Raw genomic sequence first — 18063 nt, forward strand, 5'->3', positions numbered from 1 at the left:
CCCGCCACCGCGCACACCACGGCAACGCCTCACAGCCGGAACTCCGCGATCAGGGGCAGATGGTCCGACATGCGCCACCAAATACGGCCACGCGGCACCTGTAGCGACAGCGGCGTGAGCCCGCGCGCATACACATGGTCCAGCTGCGCCAGGGGCAGGCGTGCGGGGTAGGTGAAGGTGCGGGGCGCATCCCATTCATACAGGCCAAAGCCTGCCAGCATGCGCTTGAGCTGCTGCCCCCAGTCGTTGAAGTCACCGGCCACCACCAGCGGCGTACCGGGGGGCACCTCGCGCTCGATGAAGCCCTGCAGGCGCTCGACCTGGCGGATGCGGCTGCCAGGGATCAGGCCCAGGTGCACCACGATCACGTGCACGTTGCGGCCCTGCACATCCACCTCCACATGCAGCAGCCCGCGCTGTTCAAAACGGTGGTCCGAGATGTCTTCATGCTGGTGCCCGATCACCGGCCAGCGGGTGAGCAACGCGTTGCCATGTTCGCCGTGTTTGGTGACCGCATTGGTGCGGTACACCGCCTCGTAGCCTTCGGGCGCCAGGAACTCGGCCTGCGGCAGATCAGGCCAGCGCTGAAAGTAGGCCGCCTCGCGCCGGTGCAGCTTGCGCACCTCCTGCAGGCAGACGATGTCGGCGTCGAGCTGCTCCACCGCAAGGCCCAGGTTGTGAATCTCCAGCCGCCGCGCGGGCCCGATGCCTTGCACACCCTTGTGGATGTTGTAGGTGGCTACGCGCAGGATGTCGTCGTGTTGCATGGTCCTAGGAGGGGTAATTGAACGCGCTCGCCAGTGCCGCGATGGGTGCGCCAGGCAAGGCGCGAGGACGCGGCGGGCTCATGCCCGCAAGAAGGAGCAACGCCGCATGGCGCGCCCAGCGCGGTGCTGGCGAATGCGTAGCGTGCCCACTCGACAAGCGAACGTCAACGAAGCAGCGAGAGTCAGTATCCATGAGGCGCCCTTGAAAACGGCAAGCGGTCAATTGCCGCTCCTAGGACTGGAGATTGTGTCGCAAGCCGTGGTGGCAAGGGGTTTGCCCGACGCAGGCAGGGGGCGGCAGCGCTTTACACTGGAGACTCCAACATTTTGAGCACGCAGGGACGGCCCCGACCCCCATGGCTACCGAGAGCGGCCCCAATCCCGCCCCACAGACCCAGGCGCTGATCGTGGACAGCAATGCCACATCGCGCAGCATTCTGGTGGGGCAGCTGCGCGAGTACGGCGTGACCCGCATCGTGCAATGCTCCCGTGTGCAGGACGCGCGCGCCCGGCTGGAGCACACAGTGTTCGACTACGTGCTGTGCGACCAGTTTTTTGGCGAATCCAACTACTCGGGCCAGACCCTGCTGGACGACCTGCGGCGCGCACAGCTGCTGCCGTTTTCCACGGTGTTCTTCATGGTCACGGCCGAGGCGTCTTACGCCGCAGTGGCCGAGGCCGCCGAGTCGGCCCTGGACGGCTACCTGCTCAAGCCCTTCACGCCCAGTGCGCTGTTCGAGCGCCTGAGCCTGGCGCGCCTGCGCAAGATCCACCTCAAGCCCATTTTCGATGCCATCGAGGCCGAGGACTTCGAGCAGGCCGCCGCGCTGTGCGTGGAGCGTTTCGAGGCCCGCAAGCCCTATTGGCTGTACGCCGCCCGCATCGGGTCGGAGCTGCTGCTGCGCCTGGGCCGCCACGACGAGGCGCGCACCCTGTTCGAGGCCGTCATCGCGGCACGGGCCCTGCCCTGGGCCAAGCTGGGCGTGGCCCGCGCACAGATCGAATCAGGCCAGGCCGCGCGCGCCATCACCACCTTGCAAGAGCTGATTGGCGAAGACGCGTCATTCGCCGACGCCTACGACGTGCTGGGCCGCGCGCAGGTGGAGATGGGCAATTTTTCGCAGGCCATCGAGACCTACCGGACGGCCAGCACCCTCACGCCCGACTCGGTGGTGCGGCTGCAGAAGCTGGGGATGATGTCGTACTACATGGGCGACCGCGCCACCGCCACCAAGGTGCTGGCACGCGCCACAGTGCTGGGCATTGATTCCAAGCTGTTCGACTACCAGTCGCTGGTGCTGCTGACGTTCGCGTATTACGCCGAGAACGACCGCAAGGGCATCGAGCGCTGCATGGCCGACTTTGCGCGCATCCTGGAGCGCCACTACGGCAGCGCGCGCATCCGACGTTTTGCCGAGGTGGCGCGGGCGCTGCAGCTCATCCAGCAGCGGCAGTTTTCGCAAGCGGTTGAATCGGTGCGTGGCATGGCCCGCGAGATCACGTCCAGCACCTTCGACTTTGAGGCCGCCTGCAACCTGGGCAGCCTGCTGGCCGTATTGGCCGTCACATCGATCGAGCTGCCCGAGGGCGACAGCTGGGTTCTGGCACTGGGCATGCGCTATGCCAACACACGCGGCTTGACCGAGCTGATGGCCAACGCGTGCAACCTGCATGAGCCTTATAGCCAACTGGTGCGAGACTGCCTGCAACGCGTCAACAAGACGGCCGAAGTCGCCATGGCGCAAAGCCTGGGCGGTGACCCTGGCGGTGCCGTGCAAAACCTGCTGGCCGAAGCCGAACGCACCCTCAACTCCAAACTGCTCGATATGGCACAGCAAGTGCTGCTACGCCATGGCGCGCGCATGGCCGCCCCCCAACCGCTGCAAGAGAGCATCGACGCACTGCGCGCCCGCATGGGCAGCACCCCGGCGAGGGCCATCCTGGGGCAAGACAGTGAACGCCACCCCGGCGGTGTGGCGCTGAGGGTGCGGGGCAGCAGCGACAACACGCCCACGCGCACTCCGCAGCCATCGCCAGACAGCCTGGCCCTCGGCCCGTCGCTCGCAGACGATGCCGACGATCCTGCTGCTGCCCTGCGCTTGCGGCCTCCAGACGCCTCTTGAGGCGACGCCGCCCGGCCTTGCCCCCGTTGCCGCCGGGCCATTCGGAGTCCTATCACCCGAGATGCAAAAATCGGGGGAGTAACAGGCACGCCTCAGCATTGGACGCTGAAAAACACCGGTCAGCGGCCTGCTGCCAGGGCAGCCACTCATAAGCGTCGTGCTCACGCGGGCTCAGCACCACGGGCGTGCCTGCGGGCACACACAGGCCAAACACGCGCTCGCGGTTGCGCACCACGCCAGGGGCATAACGGTGCAGCCATTGGGGCCAGATGTCGTACACGTTCTCCAGCGCCCAGTCGGTCAGCAGGCAACCCGGTGCCTGGGTGTCTATCCCGGTTTCTTCGGCCACTTCACGGCGTGCGGTCTCGGCAAAAGGCTCGTCCAACGCATCCTTGCTACCGGTGACCGACTGCCAATGCCCCTCGCCCCCGGTGCGGCGGATCAGCAGCACCTCCAGCGCGGGGGTGTGGATCACCACCAGCACCGACTCTGGAAGCTTGTAAGGCCGCGGTGGCCCGGCGGCTGCCATGGCCTGTGCCTTCAGCCCCCCTTGGGGCGCTGGGCTGCCGTGGTGGTGGGCACGGGCGGGGGCAGCTCCTTGGCCTGCAACGCACGCGCCTGCACCACCAGCTGGTTGTGCGCGTCCAGAAACGCCGCAGCAATGACCTTGCCTTCGTTGGTATTGCTCCAGCCAGCGCCCGCGGCACCGCCCAGCTTGCCGAACACCAGGCCACCCACCCCGAGGTCGGTGGTGCGTGCGGAGCCCGTGGCCGCTGCTACCTGTTCGGTGGTTTCGTTGTCGGACAGCAGCAAGGCCGTCTGTGCTTCCTTGAACTTGACCTGCTCCACCAGCCCGGCCAGGCCTGCGATATCGCGCAGTACCGGGATCATGGCGATCACCCCGGCCAGGCCCCGGCCCGCATCCTGCTCGCTGAACGTGAGGCTGGGCGTGAGCGTGTACTGTGCCTCGTACCCCTTGCCCTTGGCCACGGTGGAGTTGTTCTTGCGCAGGATGCCTGCGTCCTTCAATTCCTGCTCCTGCACAGTGCCCTTCAGGCCCGCTGCCCGGTCCACCACGCGGAAACACCCGCTCTGCTGAGCCAGCAGCTTGACCAGTGGCACCGGCGACGCGGGCAGTTGGTAGCCCGAGCCCATGATGTAGCCATTGGGGTTCTCGGCCAGCGCCAGCGTGGCCACGGGCGCATCGCAACGCACCAGCTCACGGGCCGCGTTCTGCGCGCCCTGGGGCCCGGCCGAGCCCGTGACCACCGAGCCGCCCTGCCCCAGTTCGGTCTTCTTCTCGCCGCATCCGGCCAGGGCGATGCATGCGGCCGCAAGCAGCCAATGGGAGCGTGTCAACAAACGCATGGAAGTACCTCTTTCAGTCCGTGCACGGCGGCCAGTGCCCGATGCGCCGCGCATGAAAAAAGCGGCCAGGGCGCAAGGCCCGAGCCGCTTGGTGTGCGATGCATGGCTGCATGCGCGAAGGACGTGATGCGTCCGGAATCAGGCCGCAGTCTTGACCGCGTCGGGGTTGCGCAGGCGGATGTGCAGCTCGCGCAGCTGCTTTTCGTCCACGGGGCTGGGCGCCTGCGTGAGCAGACACTGGGCGCGTTGGGTCTTGGGGAAGGCGATCACGTCGCGGATCGACTCGGCACCGGTCATCAGCGTCACGATGCGGTCCAGGCCAAAGGCCAGGCCGCCGTGCGGGGGCGCGCCGTACTGCAGCGCATCCAGCAGGAAGCCGAACTTGAGCTGGGCTTCTTCGGGCGTGATGTTGAGGGCGTCAAACACCTTCTGCTGCACGTCGGCGCGGTGGATACGGACGGAGCCGCCACCCATTTCCCAGCCGTTGAGCACCATGTCGTAGCCCTTGGAGATGCACTTCTCGGGCGCAGTGACCATCCAGTCTTCGTGACCATCCTTGGGGCTGGTGAAGGGGTGGTGCACCGAGTTCCAGCGCTGGTTTTCCTCGTCGTACTCGAACATCGGGAAGTCGACCACCCACAGCGGGGCCCAGCGGTTCTCGAACAGGCCGTTCTTCTTGCCGAACTCGCTGTGGCCGATCTTGATACGCAGCGCGCCAATCGCGTCGTTGACGATCTTTTCCTTGTCGGCACCGAAGAAGATCAGGTCGCCATCCTGTGCGCCAGTGCGCTCCAGCACGGCTTGCAGGGCTGCGTCGTGGATGTTCTTCACGATGGGCGACTGCAGACCGTCACGGCCCTTGGCCAGTTCGTTGACGCGGATGTAGGCCAGGCCCTTGGCGCCGTAGATCTTGACGAACTCAGTGTAGGCGTCGATTTCGCCACGGCTGATGCCGCCGCCTTCGACCGAGCCACCGGGCACGCGCAGGCCGACCACGCGGCCATTCTTCATGTTGGCGGCGCCCGAGAACACCTTGAAGTCCACGTCCTTCATCACGTCGGTCAGCTCGGTGAATTCGAGCTTCACGCGCAGGTCGGGCTTGTCGGAGCCATACAGGCGCGCAGCGTCCTGGTAGGTCATGACGGGGAACTCGCCCAGGTCCACGCCCAGCGTGTTCTGGAACACCGTCTTGATCATGCCCTGGAACATGTCGCGGATGTCCTGCTCTTCCATGAACGATGTCTCGATATCGATCTGGGTGAATTCAGGCTGGCGGTCAGCACGCAAGTCTTCGTCGCGGAAGCACTTGGTGATCTGGTAGTAGCGGTCGAAGCCCGCCACCATCAGCAGCTGCTTGAACAGCTGAGGCGACTGGGGCAATGCGAAGAAATGGCCATCGTGCACGCGGCTGGGCACGAGGTAGTCGCGCGCGCCTTCGGGCGTGCTCTTGGTGAGCATGGGGGTTTCGATGTCGATGAAGCCATTCGCATCGAGGAACTTGCGCACTTCCATTGCCACCTTGTAGCGCAGCATCAGGTTGTTCTGCATGTACGGGCGGCGCAGGTCCAGCACGCGGTGCGTGAGGCGCGTGGTTTCCGACAGGTTTTCCTCGTCGATCTGGAACGGAGGCGTGACGGAAGGGTTGAGCACGTTCAGCTCATGGCACAGCACTTCGATCTGGCCGGTCTTGAGCTTGTCGTTGGTGGTGCCTGCGGGGCGTGCGCGCACCACACCCTTGACCTGTACGCAGAACTCGTTGCGCACGCCTTCGGCGACCTTGAACATCTCGGCGCGGTCGGGGTCGCACACCACCTGCACGTAGCCTTCGCGGTCGCGCAGGTCGATGAAGATCACGCCACCATGGTCACGGCGGCGGTTCACCCAGCCCGACAGGGTAACGGTTTGGCCCAACAGGGCTTCGGTCACAAGACCGCAATAGTGGGAACGCATGGCCATGACAAAACTTCCGGCGCCGCAGGGCGCGTTGACGTTGAAAGAGATTGCTTTTCTTACTTGGGTGGGGGCAGCGTGGGGTCCGCTGGAGCCACCACACCCATGGAGACGATGTACTTGAGGGCGCTGTCCACACTCATTTCGAGCTCGACACAGTCGCTCTTGCGAACCATCACAAAATACCCCCCCGTGGGGTTGGGGGTGGTGGGCACGTACACGCTGACGAACTCGTCGCGCAGGTACGCAGCCACTTCACCATTGGGGGCGCCGGTGACGAACGCCACAGTCCATACCCCTTCGCGGGGCCACTGCACGAGCACGGCCTTGCGAAAGGCATTGCCGCTCTCGGAGAACAGCGTGTCCGACACCTGCTTGACGCTGGAGTAGATAGAGCGCACCACCGGAATGCGGTGTACCAGCGCGTCGCCCCACTGCACAAGCTTGCGGCCCGCAAAGTTGCTGGCAATGGCGCCCACCACGAGCAAGATGGCCAGCGTGAGGACCACACCAAAGCCCGGGACATGCACTCCGAGCAGCTTGTCGGGCTGCCACGCGCCGGGCAGGATCTGCAGGGTCTGGTCGAGCGTGCTCACAATCCAGTTGAGCACCCAGGCCGTGATGACACCGGGCACGATGACCAGAAGGCCTGTCAACAGCCATTTGCGCAGGGCAGCCATGCAGGTCCTCAGCTCGAAGAGGAAGAAGTGCCACTGGTACCGGCGGTACCGGTAGCGCTGGCAGTGCTTGTGCTGGCCGCTTCCTTTTTAGGAGCATCACCGCCACTGGCAGGTGCCGCTGATTCGGTTTTGGACTCCGACTTGGCTTCGGTGGCCGGGGCGGAGTTGCCACCGTTTCCGCCACGGAAATCGGTCACGTACCAGCCCGAGCCCTTGAGCTGAAAACCTGCGGCAGTGACCTGCTTGGAGAAGGCTTCGGCGCCGCAGGCGGGGCACACGGTCAGGGGTGCGTCGGAGATTTTTTGCAGCACATCCTTGGCATGGCCACAGGAGCCGCATTTGTAGGCGTAAATAGGCATGTCAGTGTGTTGAGGGAAAGTGCAAAACCCTCAATTATAGGCGGCATGCCCCTTCACCCCCCCGCGTTACTCGACCCCAACCATCTTGTGGTGGGAGGCATGGCTGTTGCGGATGGCCTGTGGCCCGAGGGAGCCGATCAGCATGCCCGCCAGCGCGGCCAGCAAACCCGCCAGCTGCGCAGGAAAGATTGCCCCCGCCGGAGTGGACAGGAACAACAGCCAGGTCACCAGGCCCAGCACGATGGCAAAGATGGCGCCCTGCGTGGTGGCACGCTTCCAGTACAGGCCGAACACCAGCGGCACAAACGCTCCCACCAGCGGCACCTGATAGGCACCCGACACCAGCTCATAGATGGAGGTACCCTGCATGTAGATGGCATAGGCCAACACGCAGGCGCTGAAAACAAGCGTGGTGATGCGCATGGTGCGCAGGTGCTGCTTGTCCGAGCTGTGCGGACGGAACTGGCGCCAGATGTTTTCGGTGAAAGTGACGCTGGGCGCCAGCAGCGTGGCAGAGGCCGTGGACTTGAGCGCCGACAGCAGGGCCCCAAAGAACAGCACCTGCATCACAAAAGGCATCTTCTCCAGCACCAGCGTGGGCAGCACCTTTTGCGGGTCGTCCTTGAGCAGCGCAGCCGTTTCCGTGGGCATGATGATGAGCGCGCTGGCCACCAGGAACATGGGCACAAAGGCGAACAGGATGTAGCAGATGCCACCGATCACGGGACCGCGCGTGGCTGCCTGGATGTTGTTGGCCGACATCACACGCTGAAAGACGTCCTGCTGCGGGATGGAGCCGAACATCATGGTCACACCCGCGGCGATGAAGAACACCACGTCATGGAACTTGGGCTCAGGCAGGAACCGGAACAGCTCACGGCTGGACGCGAACTCGATCACCTTGTCCGCTCCCCCGGCCATGTTGCCCGCAAACACGGCAATGACGGCCAGGCCCACCACCAGGATGATCATCTGGATGAAATCGGTGACCGCCACCGACCACATGCCGCCGAACAGCGTGTACGCCAGGATGGAGACCACACCAATCGTCATGCCCACCGGAATGCTGATGGCACCGCCAGACAGCAGGTTGAACACCAGGCCCAGCGCTGTGACCTGGGCAGAAACCCAGCCCAGGTAGCTCAACATGATGATCAGCGAGCAGACGATTTCCACCGTGCGGCCATAGCGTTCGCGGTAATAGTCGCTGATGGTGAGCAGCGTCATGCGGTACAGCTTGCCGGCAAAGAACAGGCCGACCAGGATCAGGCAGAAGCCCGCGCCGAACGGGTCTTCCACCACATTGCCCAGACCGCCCTCGATGAACTTGGCAGGAATGCCCAGCACGGTCTCCGACCCAAACCAGGTGGCAAACGTGGTGGTGATGATCATGTACAGCGGCAGGTGGCGCCCGGCAATGGCAAAGTCCGCAGCGTTCTTCACACGCCGGGCTGCCAGCAAGCCGATGCCGATGGTGATCAGCAGGTAAACGATAACCAGGGTCAGCAGCACAGCGCGCTCCTCTCTCTTTTTGTCTCGGTCGGTCCAGGGTGAAGAAATCCGACCTGCACCCCGGCGCTCCCCACACCGGGGCACCGGGCATGCAGATCGTCAGAAAAGCCGGATTCTGATCAGCAGTTGGATGAGCAGCAAGCCCAGCACAAACCCGACCCCAGCAAAAATGATGCCTTGCAGCAGCCGGTTGGTGCGTTTTTGCGCTTCCAGCAGTTCACGCAGTGCAGGCTCGTGGTCTGCCGGGCGCTGGCGCAGCGCGTCGTAGATGAGTCGTGGCAGCTCGGGCAGCAGCTTGGCATAGTGCGGCGCCTCGGCCCTCAGCTCGCGCCACAGGCGCTGGGGGCCCATCTGCTCCAGCATCCACTTTTCAAGGAAGGGCTTGGCCGTGCTCCACAGGTCCAGGTCCGGGTCCAGCTCGCGGCCCAGGCCCTCGATGTTGAGCAGGGTCTTTTGCAGCAGCACCAGCTGGGGCTGGATCTCGACATGGAAGCGGCGCGAGGTCTGGAACAGCCGCATCAGCACCAGGCCCAGCGAGATTTCCTTGAGTGGGCGGTCAAAATATGGCTCGCACACGGCGCGGATGGCCGACTCGAGGTCATTGACCCGCGTTTCGGGCGGCACCCAGCCGCTTTCGATGTGCAGCTCTGCCACCCGCTTGTAGTCGCGCCGGAAGAACGCCACAAAGTTCTGCGCCAGGTATTCCTTGTCCACTTCGGTCAGCGTGCCCACGATGCCGAAGTCCAGCGAGATGTAGCGGCCGAACGTGGCAGGCTCCAGACTCACCTGGATGTTGCCCGGGTGCATATCGGCGTGAAAAAACCCGTCGCGAAACACCTGGGTGAAGAAGATGGTGACGCCGTCGCGCGCCAGCTTGGGGATGTCCACACCGGCCTCCCGCAGGCGGTCGATCTGGCTGATGGGCACACCGTTCATGCGCTGCATCACCATGACCTCGGGGTGGCAGAAGTCCCAGAAGATCTCGGGGATCAGCACCAGGTCCAGCCCGGTCATGTTGCGGCGCAGCTGCGCAGCGTTGGCAGCCTCGCGCACCAGGTCCAGTTCGTCGTGCAGGTAGTTGTCAAACTCTGCCACCACCTCACGGGGCTTCAGGCGCTTGCCATCGGCAGACAGGCTCTCCACCCACCCCGCCATCATGCGCATGAGGCTCAGGTCCTTCTCGATCACCGGCAGCATGCCAGGCCGCAGCACCTTGACGGCTACCTCGCGCTCAATGCCCTGGCGGTCGCGCAGCGTGGCGAAATGCACCTGGGCGATGGACGCGCTGGCCACCGGTGTGCGGTCGAAAGAGGTGAACACCTCGTCCACCGGACGACGGAAGGCACGCTCGATGGTGGCGATGGCGATGTCGGGGTCGAATGGCGGCACGCGGTCCTGCAGGCGGGCCAGTTCGTCGGCTATGTCGGGCGGAAGCAGGTCGCGGCGGGTGGACAGCACCTGGCCGAACTTGACGAAGATAGGTCCCAGGCTTTCCAGCGCCTCGCGCAGGCGTTGCCCACGCGGCGCATCCAGATTGCGCCCGATGGACAGGATGCGCGAGATCATGCGCAGCCAGGGCTTTTGAAAGCTGTCGAGCAGCAAGCCATCCAGGCCGAACCGGAACACCACCCACAGGATGGCCGCCCCCCGCAAGAAGCGCTTCATGCGTCGGCCCGGTCCGAACCAGCCGAAGGTGACAGCGGCGCCGCTGCCGGAGCACTGGGCGCCACCGGTACCGTCGCAACGACCACTGCAGAAGACGCCGCGCTGGCGGCTGCCATGCGCGAACCCACAAACTGGCGCAGCGCCTGCGCAGCCCGGCTGGCGAACTGCGCCAGCGTATGCGCAGGGGCATCGCCAATCACGCGGGCCAGGTCTTCCTCCACATCCCAGCGCACATGGTCCACCAGCCAGTTGATCTCGGCCGCCAGTTGTACATCGCCCTCAATGCGGATGGAGGGCTTGTCGCCCCGCAATGCAGCCTGGGCCAGGGTGATGGGGGAGGTATCGGTCACTTCCAGCCGCAGGTCTGGCGCCGCGGATTCGGGCGCCAGGTTGAACAGGCCCGCAGGGGTGATCACCAGCGACAGGGAATAGGCCCGCCACTGCACCCTGGCGATGCGGTCCTTTTGGCGCACCAGCCGGTCCGTGGCTTCTTTCTCCTGCATCAGCACATGGTTGAGAAACAGCACCAGGCGCTGCTGCACCTCGTGGACCAGCCATTGCGGGGGCTGCGGGCCGGCTGCCAGGCGCTCGAAGAGGCCGTCCAGAAAAGGAAAAGGGGACTGTGGTGTTGCCATAGTCCCCGATTATTCCCTGAACTGGAATGCCCCTGGCACGCAGGGGCCCCGTGAGCCGTGTTTACTGCAGGGCTTGCACGCCTGCCACCAGCCAGCCGGTGTTGCCCGCCTTGGGCTTGGTCATGTTCCAGACCTCACGGAAGGGGCTGGGCCCGGCCGAGGGTTCTTCGCGGATCATGCCCGAGAACTCGACGCTGGCCATGTAGCCGTCGCCCAGGTCTTCGATGCCCAGCAGCTGCGCTTCGATCATGACCACATCGGTGTGATTGGGCTGCGTACCCCGGTGGGCTTCGCGCTCGGTCAGCTGGGTGCGGATCTCATCGAGCATGTTGTCCGTCATCATGGACCGCAGGGTGGCGATGTCCGAGCGGTCCCACGCGCCCTGCAAGGTCACGAAGTTGCGCTTGGCGGCCGCCAGGAAACCCTCGGTGTCGAAATCGGCGGGCACACCCCAGTTCTGCGAACCCGACAGGCCCGAACCGATTACCACACCGGAACCCACGCCACCCTGCCCGGCACGCGAGGCATCAAATGCCATGCTGCTGCGCTCCCAGGGGCGGGCCGATGCGTCGTTGCCCACGTTGTTGGGGCTGTACTGCGGCGGCACCTGGGCAGCGGCGGGCGTTGCAGCCCCTGCGCCCTGAAAGGCGAACGGAGCACCACCTGCAGCATTGCCCGAGCCATTGCTACCGCCGTTGCGCGACCGCATGACCATCTTGAAGATGGCAAACGCCGCCAGCGCCAGCAGCGCAATCATCAGGATGTTGCCAAAGCCAGCGCCCAGGCCCAGCGAGTGCGCCAGCCAGGCCAGGCCCAGACCCGCCGCCAGGCCGCCCAACATGGCACCCCAGGGCTTCTTGGCCGGCGCGGCCGGAGCCGCTGCCGGCGTGGCGGTAGCAGGCTTGGCTGCCGCAGCCGTGTTGGTCGCGCTTTGTGCCGGTGCGCCCGGCGTGGCGGGCGGCGTGGCCGACTCGCGCTGCGTCACATTGCTGGACTGCTTGCCCACCGATTTGCCACCACCCAGTCGCCGCGCGGCGTCGGCATCGGCGTGCGCAAACGCCAGCATCGCGACCAACACCACAGACCACAGTTTCATCATGACTTCTCCGTCTCCGTTATCGACCGAGCAAACCGCTCAGCACTTGATTCCAACATGGAGGGCCACAATGCCCCCCGTCATGTTGTGATAGTCCACATGCCCAAAACCATTTTTCTGCATGAGGCTTTTGAGTTCTTCCTGCCCCGGGTGCATGCGGATGGACTCCGCCAGATACCGGTAGCTCGCGTCGTCGCCCGCTACCAGCTTACCCAGCTGGGGCAGCACCTTGAACGAGTACCAGTCGTACACCTTGGTCAGCGGCTGCGCCACTTTGGAAAACTCCAGCACCAGCAGCTTGCCGCCGGGCTTGAGCACACGGCACATTTCGGCAATGGCCTGGTCCTTGTGGGTCATGTTGCGCAAGCCAAAAGCCACGCTCACCACGTCGAAATGCGCGTCGGGGAACGGCAGCTTTTCAGCGTCGCAGACCAGCGTAGGCAGCACCACGCCCTCGTTGATGAGACGGTCACGGCCCACACGCAGCATGGCCTCGTTGATGTCGGTGTGCACCACACGGCCCGATGCCCCCACCTTCTTGGAAAACGCCAGTGCCAGGTCACCGGTGCCCCCCGCAATGTCCAGCACCTGGCTGCCTTCGCGCAGGTTGGCCACCATCACGGTGTAGGCCTTCCAGGCACGGTGCAGGCCCGCCGACATGAGGTCGTTCATCACGTCGTACTTGGATGCCACGGAATCAAACACACCGCGCACACGGCGTGCCTTTTCCTGCTCGTCCACCGACTGAAAACCGAAATGCGTGGTGCTCATAAGAATCATGCTAGGCGCGTGAACGCCAGAGGTACAGCGACAACCCCGCACTGAATTGGGGCATCTGTCGCAATTTGGAGAACGCTATTGAAACAAAAACAGCCGCTAGCGCAAGCAAATATTGCGCTGATAGCTATATTTTCAATAGCACCTTACCGCACAGGGACTTGTGCGGCTTTTGGCGGCGGGCCCCTGAACAGGCCTGCCAAGGGCGTCAGTGACTGCCGCAGGCGTGGCCCCCTGCACCACCCTTGGGCGCCATGGGCGCGTCGCGATCGGCCCCCGCCGCAGCCAGCCGCTCGGTGTACTGGGCCCACAGTGCGTCCTGCTTCTGGCCCAGCTCGTAGAGATAGTCCCAGGTGAAGATGCCGCTGTCGTGGCCGTCGGAGAACGTGGGCTTGACGGCGTAGTTGCCCACAGGCTCCAGGTTGATGAGCGCCACATTGCGCTTGCCCGTCTGCAGCACCTCCTGCCCCGGGCCGTGGCCTTGCACCTCGGCCGAGGGCGAGTACACGCGCATCAGCTCGAACGGAATGCGGAATGTGGCGCCATCCGAAAAACCCACCTCCAGCACGCGCGACTGTTCATGCACCGTCAGGGCCTGCGGCGTGGGAGCGCCCGCTTTCAAACCTGCCATGGAATCACCTTGAGAAAACTGTTGTCAGGAACGACGGCTGCCATTGTCCCACCCGCCCAGGCACACGCTACCAGCAAGGTTACCGGGCAGCCCACTGCGCCAGCTGGGACTGCAGCTGCGCTTCCAGCGCGGGCAACAAGGCCCGCACGGCGGCCTCTTGCTCGGCAGGGCTGGGCCGCTGCGCAGTCGCCCACACAGGGGCCGGGAAGTGACTGTCCCAGTCAAACCGCGCAATCACATGCCAGTGCAGGTGCGGCACCATGTTGCCCAGCGCCGCGATGTTGACCTTGGTGGGCGACAGGTGCTGGCGCAGCGCCTGCTCCACCATCGTCACAGCCTCCATGCAGTGCACGCGGTCGGCTGCAGCCAGGTCCGAGAACTCGGCCACATGCGCATTCCAGACCACGCGGTACAAGGCGGGAAACCCCGCCTCCTGCGCACGGATGACACGCAGGCGCTCGCCACGCCAGACCAATGCGCCGCCGTCTTCAGCGCACAAGGGGCAGGTCATCAGACTAGCACCCGCTCAATGCCGCCGTTGTTGGCACGGTGTACGTACTCGGGCATCCAGTTCTCGCCCAGGATCTCGCGCGCCATCTCGACCACGATGTAGTCGGCTTCGAGCAAGCCGTTGTTCAGGTCGCCTTCGTAGCGGTTCAGGCCCTGCAGGCAGCTGGGGCAGCTGGTGAGGATCTTCACGTTGTCCTGCGCGCCGACAGCACCGCTGGCACGCAGTTGGGCTTCGCCCTTCTTGATCTCTTCTTCCTTGCGGAAGCGCACCTGCGTGGACACGTCGGGCCGGGTCACACCCAGCGTGCCCGACTCGCCGCAGCAACGCTCGCTCTTCAAGACCTGCTCGCCCACCAGCGCCTTCACGGTCTTCATCGAGTCCTGCAGCTTCATGGGGTTGTGGCAGGGCTCGTGGTACAGGTAGGCGCCCTTGCCTTGCAGCTGGATGCCCTTTTCCAGCAGGTACTCGTGGATGTCGATGATGCGGCTGCCCGGGAAGATCTTGTCAAACTCGTAGCCCTGCAGCTGGTCGTAGCAGGTGCCGCAACTCACCACCACGGTCTTGATATCGAGGTAGTTGAGCGTGTTGGCCACGCGGTGGAAGAGCACGCGGTTGTCCGTGATCATCTTTTCGGCCTTGTCGAACTGGCCCGAACCGCGCTGGGGGTAGCCGCAGCACAGGTACCCAGGCGGCAGCACCGTCTGCACGCCCGCGTGCCACAGCATGGCCTGGGTCGCCAAACCGACCTGCGAGAACAAGCGCTCTGACCCGCAGCCAGGGAAGTAGAACACCGCCTCCGTCTCGGCCGTGGTGGCCTGCGGGTTGCGGATGATCGGCACGTAGTCCTTGTCCTCGATGTCGAGCAGCGCGCGCGCCGTCTTCTTGGGCAGGCCGCCTGGCAGCTTCTTGTTGATGAAATGGATCACCTGCTCCTTGATCGGAGCCGTGCCCACCGTCGCGGGCGGCTTGGCCGTTTGCTTGCGGCCCACCTTGCGCAGCAGGTCCACGGCCATGCGCTGGGCCTTGAAACCCACGTCCACCATGGCCGAGCGCATCAGCTTGATGGTGTCCGGGTTGGTGGCGTTGAGCATGGTCATGGCCAATGCGTTGCCGGGGCGGAAGGTCTTCTTGCCCATCTTGCGCAGCAGGTTGCGCATGTTCATGGTGACGTCGCCGAAGTCGATCTTCACCGGGCAAGGGCTCTCGCATTTGTGGCACACCGTGCAGTGGTCGGCCACGTCCTCAAACTCCTGCCAGTGCTTGATGCTCACGCCCCGGCGGGTCTGCTCTTCGTACAGGAACGCCTCGACCAGCAGCGACGTGGCCAGGATCTTGTTGCGTGGGCTGTACAGCAGGTTGGCGCGTGGCACGTGCGTGGAGCACACGGGCTTGCACTTGCCGCAGCGCAGGCAGTCCTTGACCGAATCGGCAATGGCGCCGATGTCGCTCTGCTGCATGATCAGCGACTCATGCCCCATCAGGCCGAAGCTGGGTGTGTAGGCGTTGGTCAAATCGGCATGCAGCGCCGGTTTTGAAGCCAAATCGGCACCAAGCGCTGGTTGAATATGCCCTAAATGCTCCTGATTTCGGAGCAACTTGCCTTTGTTGAAGCGGCCTTCCGGGTCCACCTTGCGCTTGTACTCGGCAAAGGGGCGCAGCTCTTCATCGGTCAAAAACTCCAGCTTGGTGATGCCAATGCCGTGTTCGCCCGAGATCACGCCGTTCAAGCTGCGCGCCAGCACCATGATGCGCGCCACGGCCTCGTGGGCCGTTTGCAGCATCTCGTAGTCGTCGCTGTTGACCGGGATGTTGGTGTGCACATTGCCGTCGCCTGCGTGCATGTGCAGCGCCACCCACACGCGGCCCTTGAGCACGCGCTTGTGGATGGCCACGGCCTCGTCCAGGATGGGCTTGAACGCCGCGCCAGTGAAGATGCCTTGCAGCGGCGCCCGCAGCTGGGTCTTCCAGCTGGCGCGCAGGGTGTGGTCCTGCAGTTGGGGGAACAGCGTTTCCACATCGTGCAGCCAGCCCTGCCACAGGGCGCGCACCTCTTCCACCAGGGCGATGGCCTGGGCCACGCGGTCTTGCAGCAGCTCGGGCGAAGGCACCTCGTCGTCGGCGTCGTGCTTGCCCAGGGGCAGGTTGCCACGCTCGAAGAACTCGGTCAGCGCGTCGCACAGCTTGAGCTTGTTGCGCAGGGAGAGCTCGATGTTGATGCGCTCGATGCCGTCGGTGTACTCGGCCATGCGCGGCAGCGGGATCACCACGTCTTCGTTGATCTTGAATGCGTTGGTGTGGCGGCTGATGGCCGCCGTCTTCTTGCGGTCGGCCCAGAATTTCTTGCGCGCATCGGCCGTGATGGCCACAAAGCCTTCGCCGCTGCGGGTGTTGGCCAGGCGCACCACTTCGCTGGTCACGCGGGCCACGTCGTCGGCGTTGTCACCGGCAATGTCGCCAATCAGCACCATCTTGGGCAGGCCGCCGTTGCCCTTTTTGCTCTTGGTGGCATAGCCCACAGCCTTCAGGTAGCGGTCGTCCAGGTGCTCCAGGCCCGCCAGCAGCACGCCACTGCGCTTTTGCTCGGCGAACATGAAGTCCTTGATCTCGACGATGCTGGGCACGGCGTCCTTGGCGTTGCCGAAGAACTCCAGGCACACGGTGCGCGTGTGCTCGGGCATACGGTGCACCACCCAGCGCGCGCTGGTGATGAGGCCGTCGCAGCCTTCCTTCTGGATGCCGGGCAGTCCGGCGAGGAACTTGTCCGTCACGTCCTTGCCCAGGCCTTCCTTGCGGAAAGTCTTGCCCGGAATGCTCAGGCGCTCGGTGCGCACGGGCGTCTTGCCATCGGCCTCGAAATACTGCAGCTCGAAAGTGGCCACTTCCACGTCATGGATCTTGCCCATGTTGTGGTCCAGGCGGGTCACTTCGAGCCACTGGGCGTCGGGCGTGACCATGCGCCAGCTGGCCAGGTTGTCCAGCGCCGTGCCCCAGAGCACGGCCTTCTTGCCGCCCGCGTTCATGGCGATGTTGCCGCCAATGCACGATGCCTCGGCGCTCGTCGGATCCACCGCAAACACAAAGCCCGCACGCTCGGCCGCATCGGCCACACGCTGGGTGACCACGCCGGCTTCGGTCCACACCGTGCCCACCTCGCGGTCCAGGCCCGGCAGGCGGCGCATCTCCACCTCGGTCATGGCTTCGAGCTTTTCGGTGTTGATGACCACGCTCTTCCACGTCAACGGAATGGCGCCGCCGGTGTAGCCGGTGCCGCCCCCGCGTGGGATGATGGTCAGGCCCAGTTCGATGCAGCCCTTCACCAGGCCAGCCATCTCGACCTCGGTGTCGGGGGTGAGCACGACGAACGGGTATTCGACGCGCCAGTCGGTCGCGTCGGTCACATGGCTCACGCGGGAGAGGCCGTCGAACTTAATGTTGTCCTTGGCCGTGAGGCGGCCCAGGGTTTTCTGGATCTGGCGGCGCAGTTGCGCGGCCTGCTCGAAGGTGGCGTTGAATTCGGCCACAGCGCGTCGCGCGGCGACGACCAGCTCACCGACGAGACGGTCGCGCTCGGCATCGTCTGCGGGGGTGCGGCGTTTTTCGATCTCGCCCAGGCGGTGCTGCAGGGCATCCACCAGCAGCTTGCGGCGCGAGGGGTTGTCCAGCAGGTCGTCCTGCAGGTAGGGGTTGCGCTGCACGACCCAGATATCGCCCAGCACCTCGTACAGCATGCGGGCCGAACGGCCCGTGCGGCGCTCTTTGCGCAGCTGGTCCAGCACCTCCCAGGATGAGGACCCCAGCAGCCGGATCACGATCTCCCGGTCGGAAAACGAGGTGTAGTTATAGGGAATTTCACGCAGTCGGGCAGGCTCGGCGGCCTGCGTCTGCAAGGCCGCCAACGCGATCGGTACATTCATGGGGGTCTACCTGGGGTGGGGGCGCGATTTTAAGCCACCGGCCTGCGGCTTGCCGGGCCGGGGCTGTCTGACAGA

At 64.7% G+C, this 18063-nt stretch carries 15 protein-coding genes; 1 reads left to right on the plus strand and 14 read right to left on the minus strand.

The window, feature by feature from the left end:
- Positions 1–29: 29 nt before the first annotated feature.
- Positions 30–767 carry an endonuclease/exonuclease/phosphatase family protein gene (locus CLU87_RS15935; RefSeq protein ID WP_099731073.1) on the minus strand — a complete coding sequence of 246 codons (738 nt, stop codon included), beginning with the start codon at positions 765–767 and terminating at the stop codon, positions 30–32.
- Between the two features lie 356 nt (positions 768–1123).
- On the opposite strand from CLU87_RS15935, the gene CLU87_RS15940 reads away from it, so the two are divergent.
- Complete coding sequence (locus CLU87_RS15940) at positions 1124–2890, plus strand: tetratricopeptide repeat protein (RefSeq protein ID WP_099731074.1); 1767 nt, start codon at positions 1124–1126, stop codon at positions 2888–2890.
- 52 nt (positions 2891–2942) lie between these two features.
- On the opposite strand, the gene nudB is transcribed toward CLU87_RS15940, so the two are convergent.
- The 13 genes from nudB to CLU87_RS16005 form a co-directional block, all read right to left on the minus strand.
- Complete coding sequence (gene nudB / locus CLU87_RS15945; protein WP_099731075.1) at positions 2943–3419, minus strand: dihydroneopterin triphosphate diphosphatase; 477 nt, start codon at positions 3417–3419, stop codon at positions 2943–2945.
- An 11-nt stretch (positions 3420–3430) separates the two neighbouring features.
- Complete coding sequence (locus tag CLU87_RS15950; RefSeq protein WP_056060409.1) at positions 3431–4258, minus strand: CsgG/HfaB family protein; 828 nt, start codon at positions 4256–4258, stop codon at positions 3431–3433.
- Positions 4259–4396: 138 nt separating this feature from the next.
- Positions 4397–6214: an aspartate--tRNA ligase gene (gene aspS / locus CLU87_RS15955; protein ID WP_056060406.1), complete on the minus strand. Its 1818-nt coding sequence runs from the start codon at positions 6212–6214 to the stop codon at positions 4397–4399.
- A gap of 53 nt (positions 6215–6267) precedes the next feature.
- A complete protein-coding gene (locus tag CLU87_RS15960) occupies positions 6268–6888 on the minus strand; it encodes a DUF502 domain-containing protein (protein ID WP_056747297.1) in 621 nt (206 codons plus the stop codon).
- Between the two features lie 8 nt (positions 6889–6896).
- Positions 6897–7247, minus strand: coding sequence for an FmdB family zinc ribbon protein (locus tag CLU87_RS15965; protein WP_099731076.1), 351 nt, complete (start codon positions 7245–7247; stop codon positions 6897–6899).
- Positions 7248–7313: 66 nt separating this feature from the next.
- Positions 7314–8759: a sodium:solute symporter family protein gene (locus CLU87_RS15970; RefSeq protein ID WP_056060397.1), complete on the minus strand. Its 1446-nt coding sequence runs from the start codon at positions 8757–8759 to the stop codon at positions 7314–7316.
- A gap of 99 nt (positions 8760–8858) precedes the next feature.
- Positions 8859–10424, minus strand: a complete 1566-nt coding sequence (ubiB, locus tag CLU87_RS15975; RefSeq protein ID WP_099731077.1) for a ubiquinone biosynthesis regulatory protein kinase UbiB — start codon at positions 10422–10424, stop codon at positions 8859–8861.
- Positions 10421–11059, minus strand: a complete 639-nt coding sequence (locus tag CLU87_RS15980) for a hypothetical protein (RefSeq protein ID WP_099731078.1) — start codon at positions 11057–11059, stop codon at positions 10421–10423. The genes ubiB and CLU87_RS15980 overlap by 4 nt, the downstream gene beginning before the upstream one ends.
- Positions 11060–11120: 61 nt before the next feature.
- Entirely contained in the window at positions 11121–12158 is a 1038-nt protein-coding gene (locus tag CLU87_RS15985; protein WP_056060388.1) for a Tim44 domain-containing protein, read from the minus strand.
- A 36-nt stretch (positions 12159–12194) separates the two neighbouring features.
- Positions 12195–12926: a bifunctional demethylmenaquinone methyltransferase/2-methoxy-6-polyprenyl-1,4-benzoquinol methylase UbiE gene (ubiE, locus tag CLU87_RS15990; RefSeq protein ID WP_056060384.1), complete on the minus strand. Its 732-nt coding sequence runs from the start codon at positions 12924–12926 to the stop codon at positions 12195–12197.
- Positions 12927–13140: 214 nt separating this feature from the next.
- The gene (locus CLU87_RS15995; protein WP_099731079.1) at positions 13141–13563 is read right to left on the minus strand and encodes a gamma-butyrobetaine hydroxylase-like domain-containing protein; all 423 of its coding nucleotides are present in this window, start codon (positions 13561–13563) and stop codon (positions 13141–13143) included.
- A 79-nt stretch (positions 13564–13642) separates the two neighbouring features.
- The gene (locus tag CLU87_RS16000) at positions 13643–14074 is read right to left on the minus strand and encodes an HIT family protein (RefSeq protein ID WP_099731080.1); all 432 of its coding nucleotides are present in this window, start codon (positions 14072–14074) and stop codon (positions 13643–13645) included.
- Complete coding sequence (locus CLU87_RS16005; protein WP_099731081.1) at positions 14074–17988, minus strand: FAD/FMN-binding oxidoreductase; 3915 nt, start codon at positions 17986–17988, stop codon at positions 14074–14076. Before CLU87_RS16005 ends, CLU87_RS16000 begins: the two co-directional genes overlap by 1 nt.
- Positions 17989–18063 lie beyond the last annotated feature (75 nt).

The sequence above is a fragment of the Acidovorax sp. 59 genome (assembly GCF_002754175.1).
Lineage (GTDB): Bacteria > Pseudomonadota > Gammaproteobacteria > Burkholderiales > Burkholderiaceae_C > Acidovorax > Acidovorax delafieldii.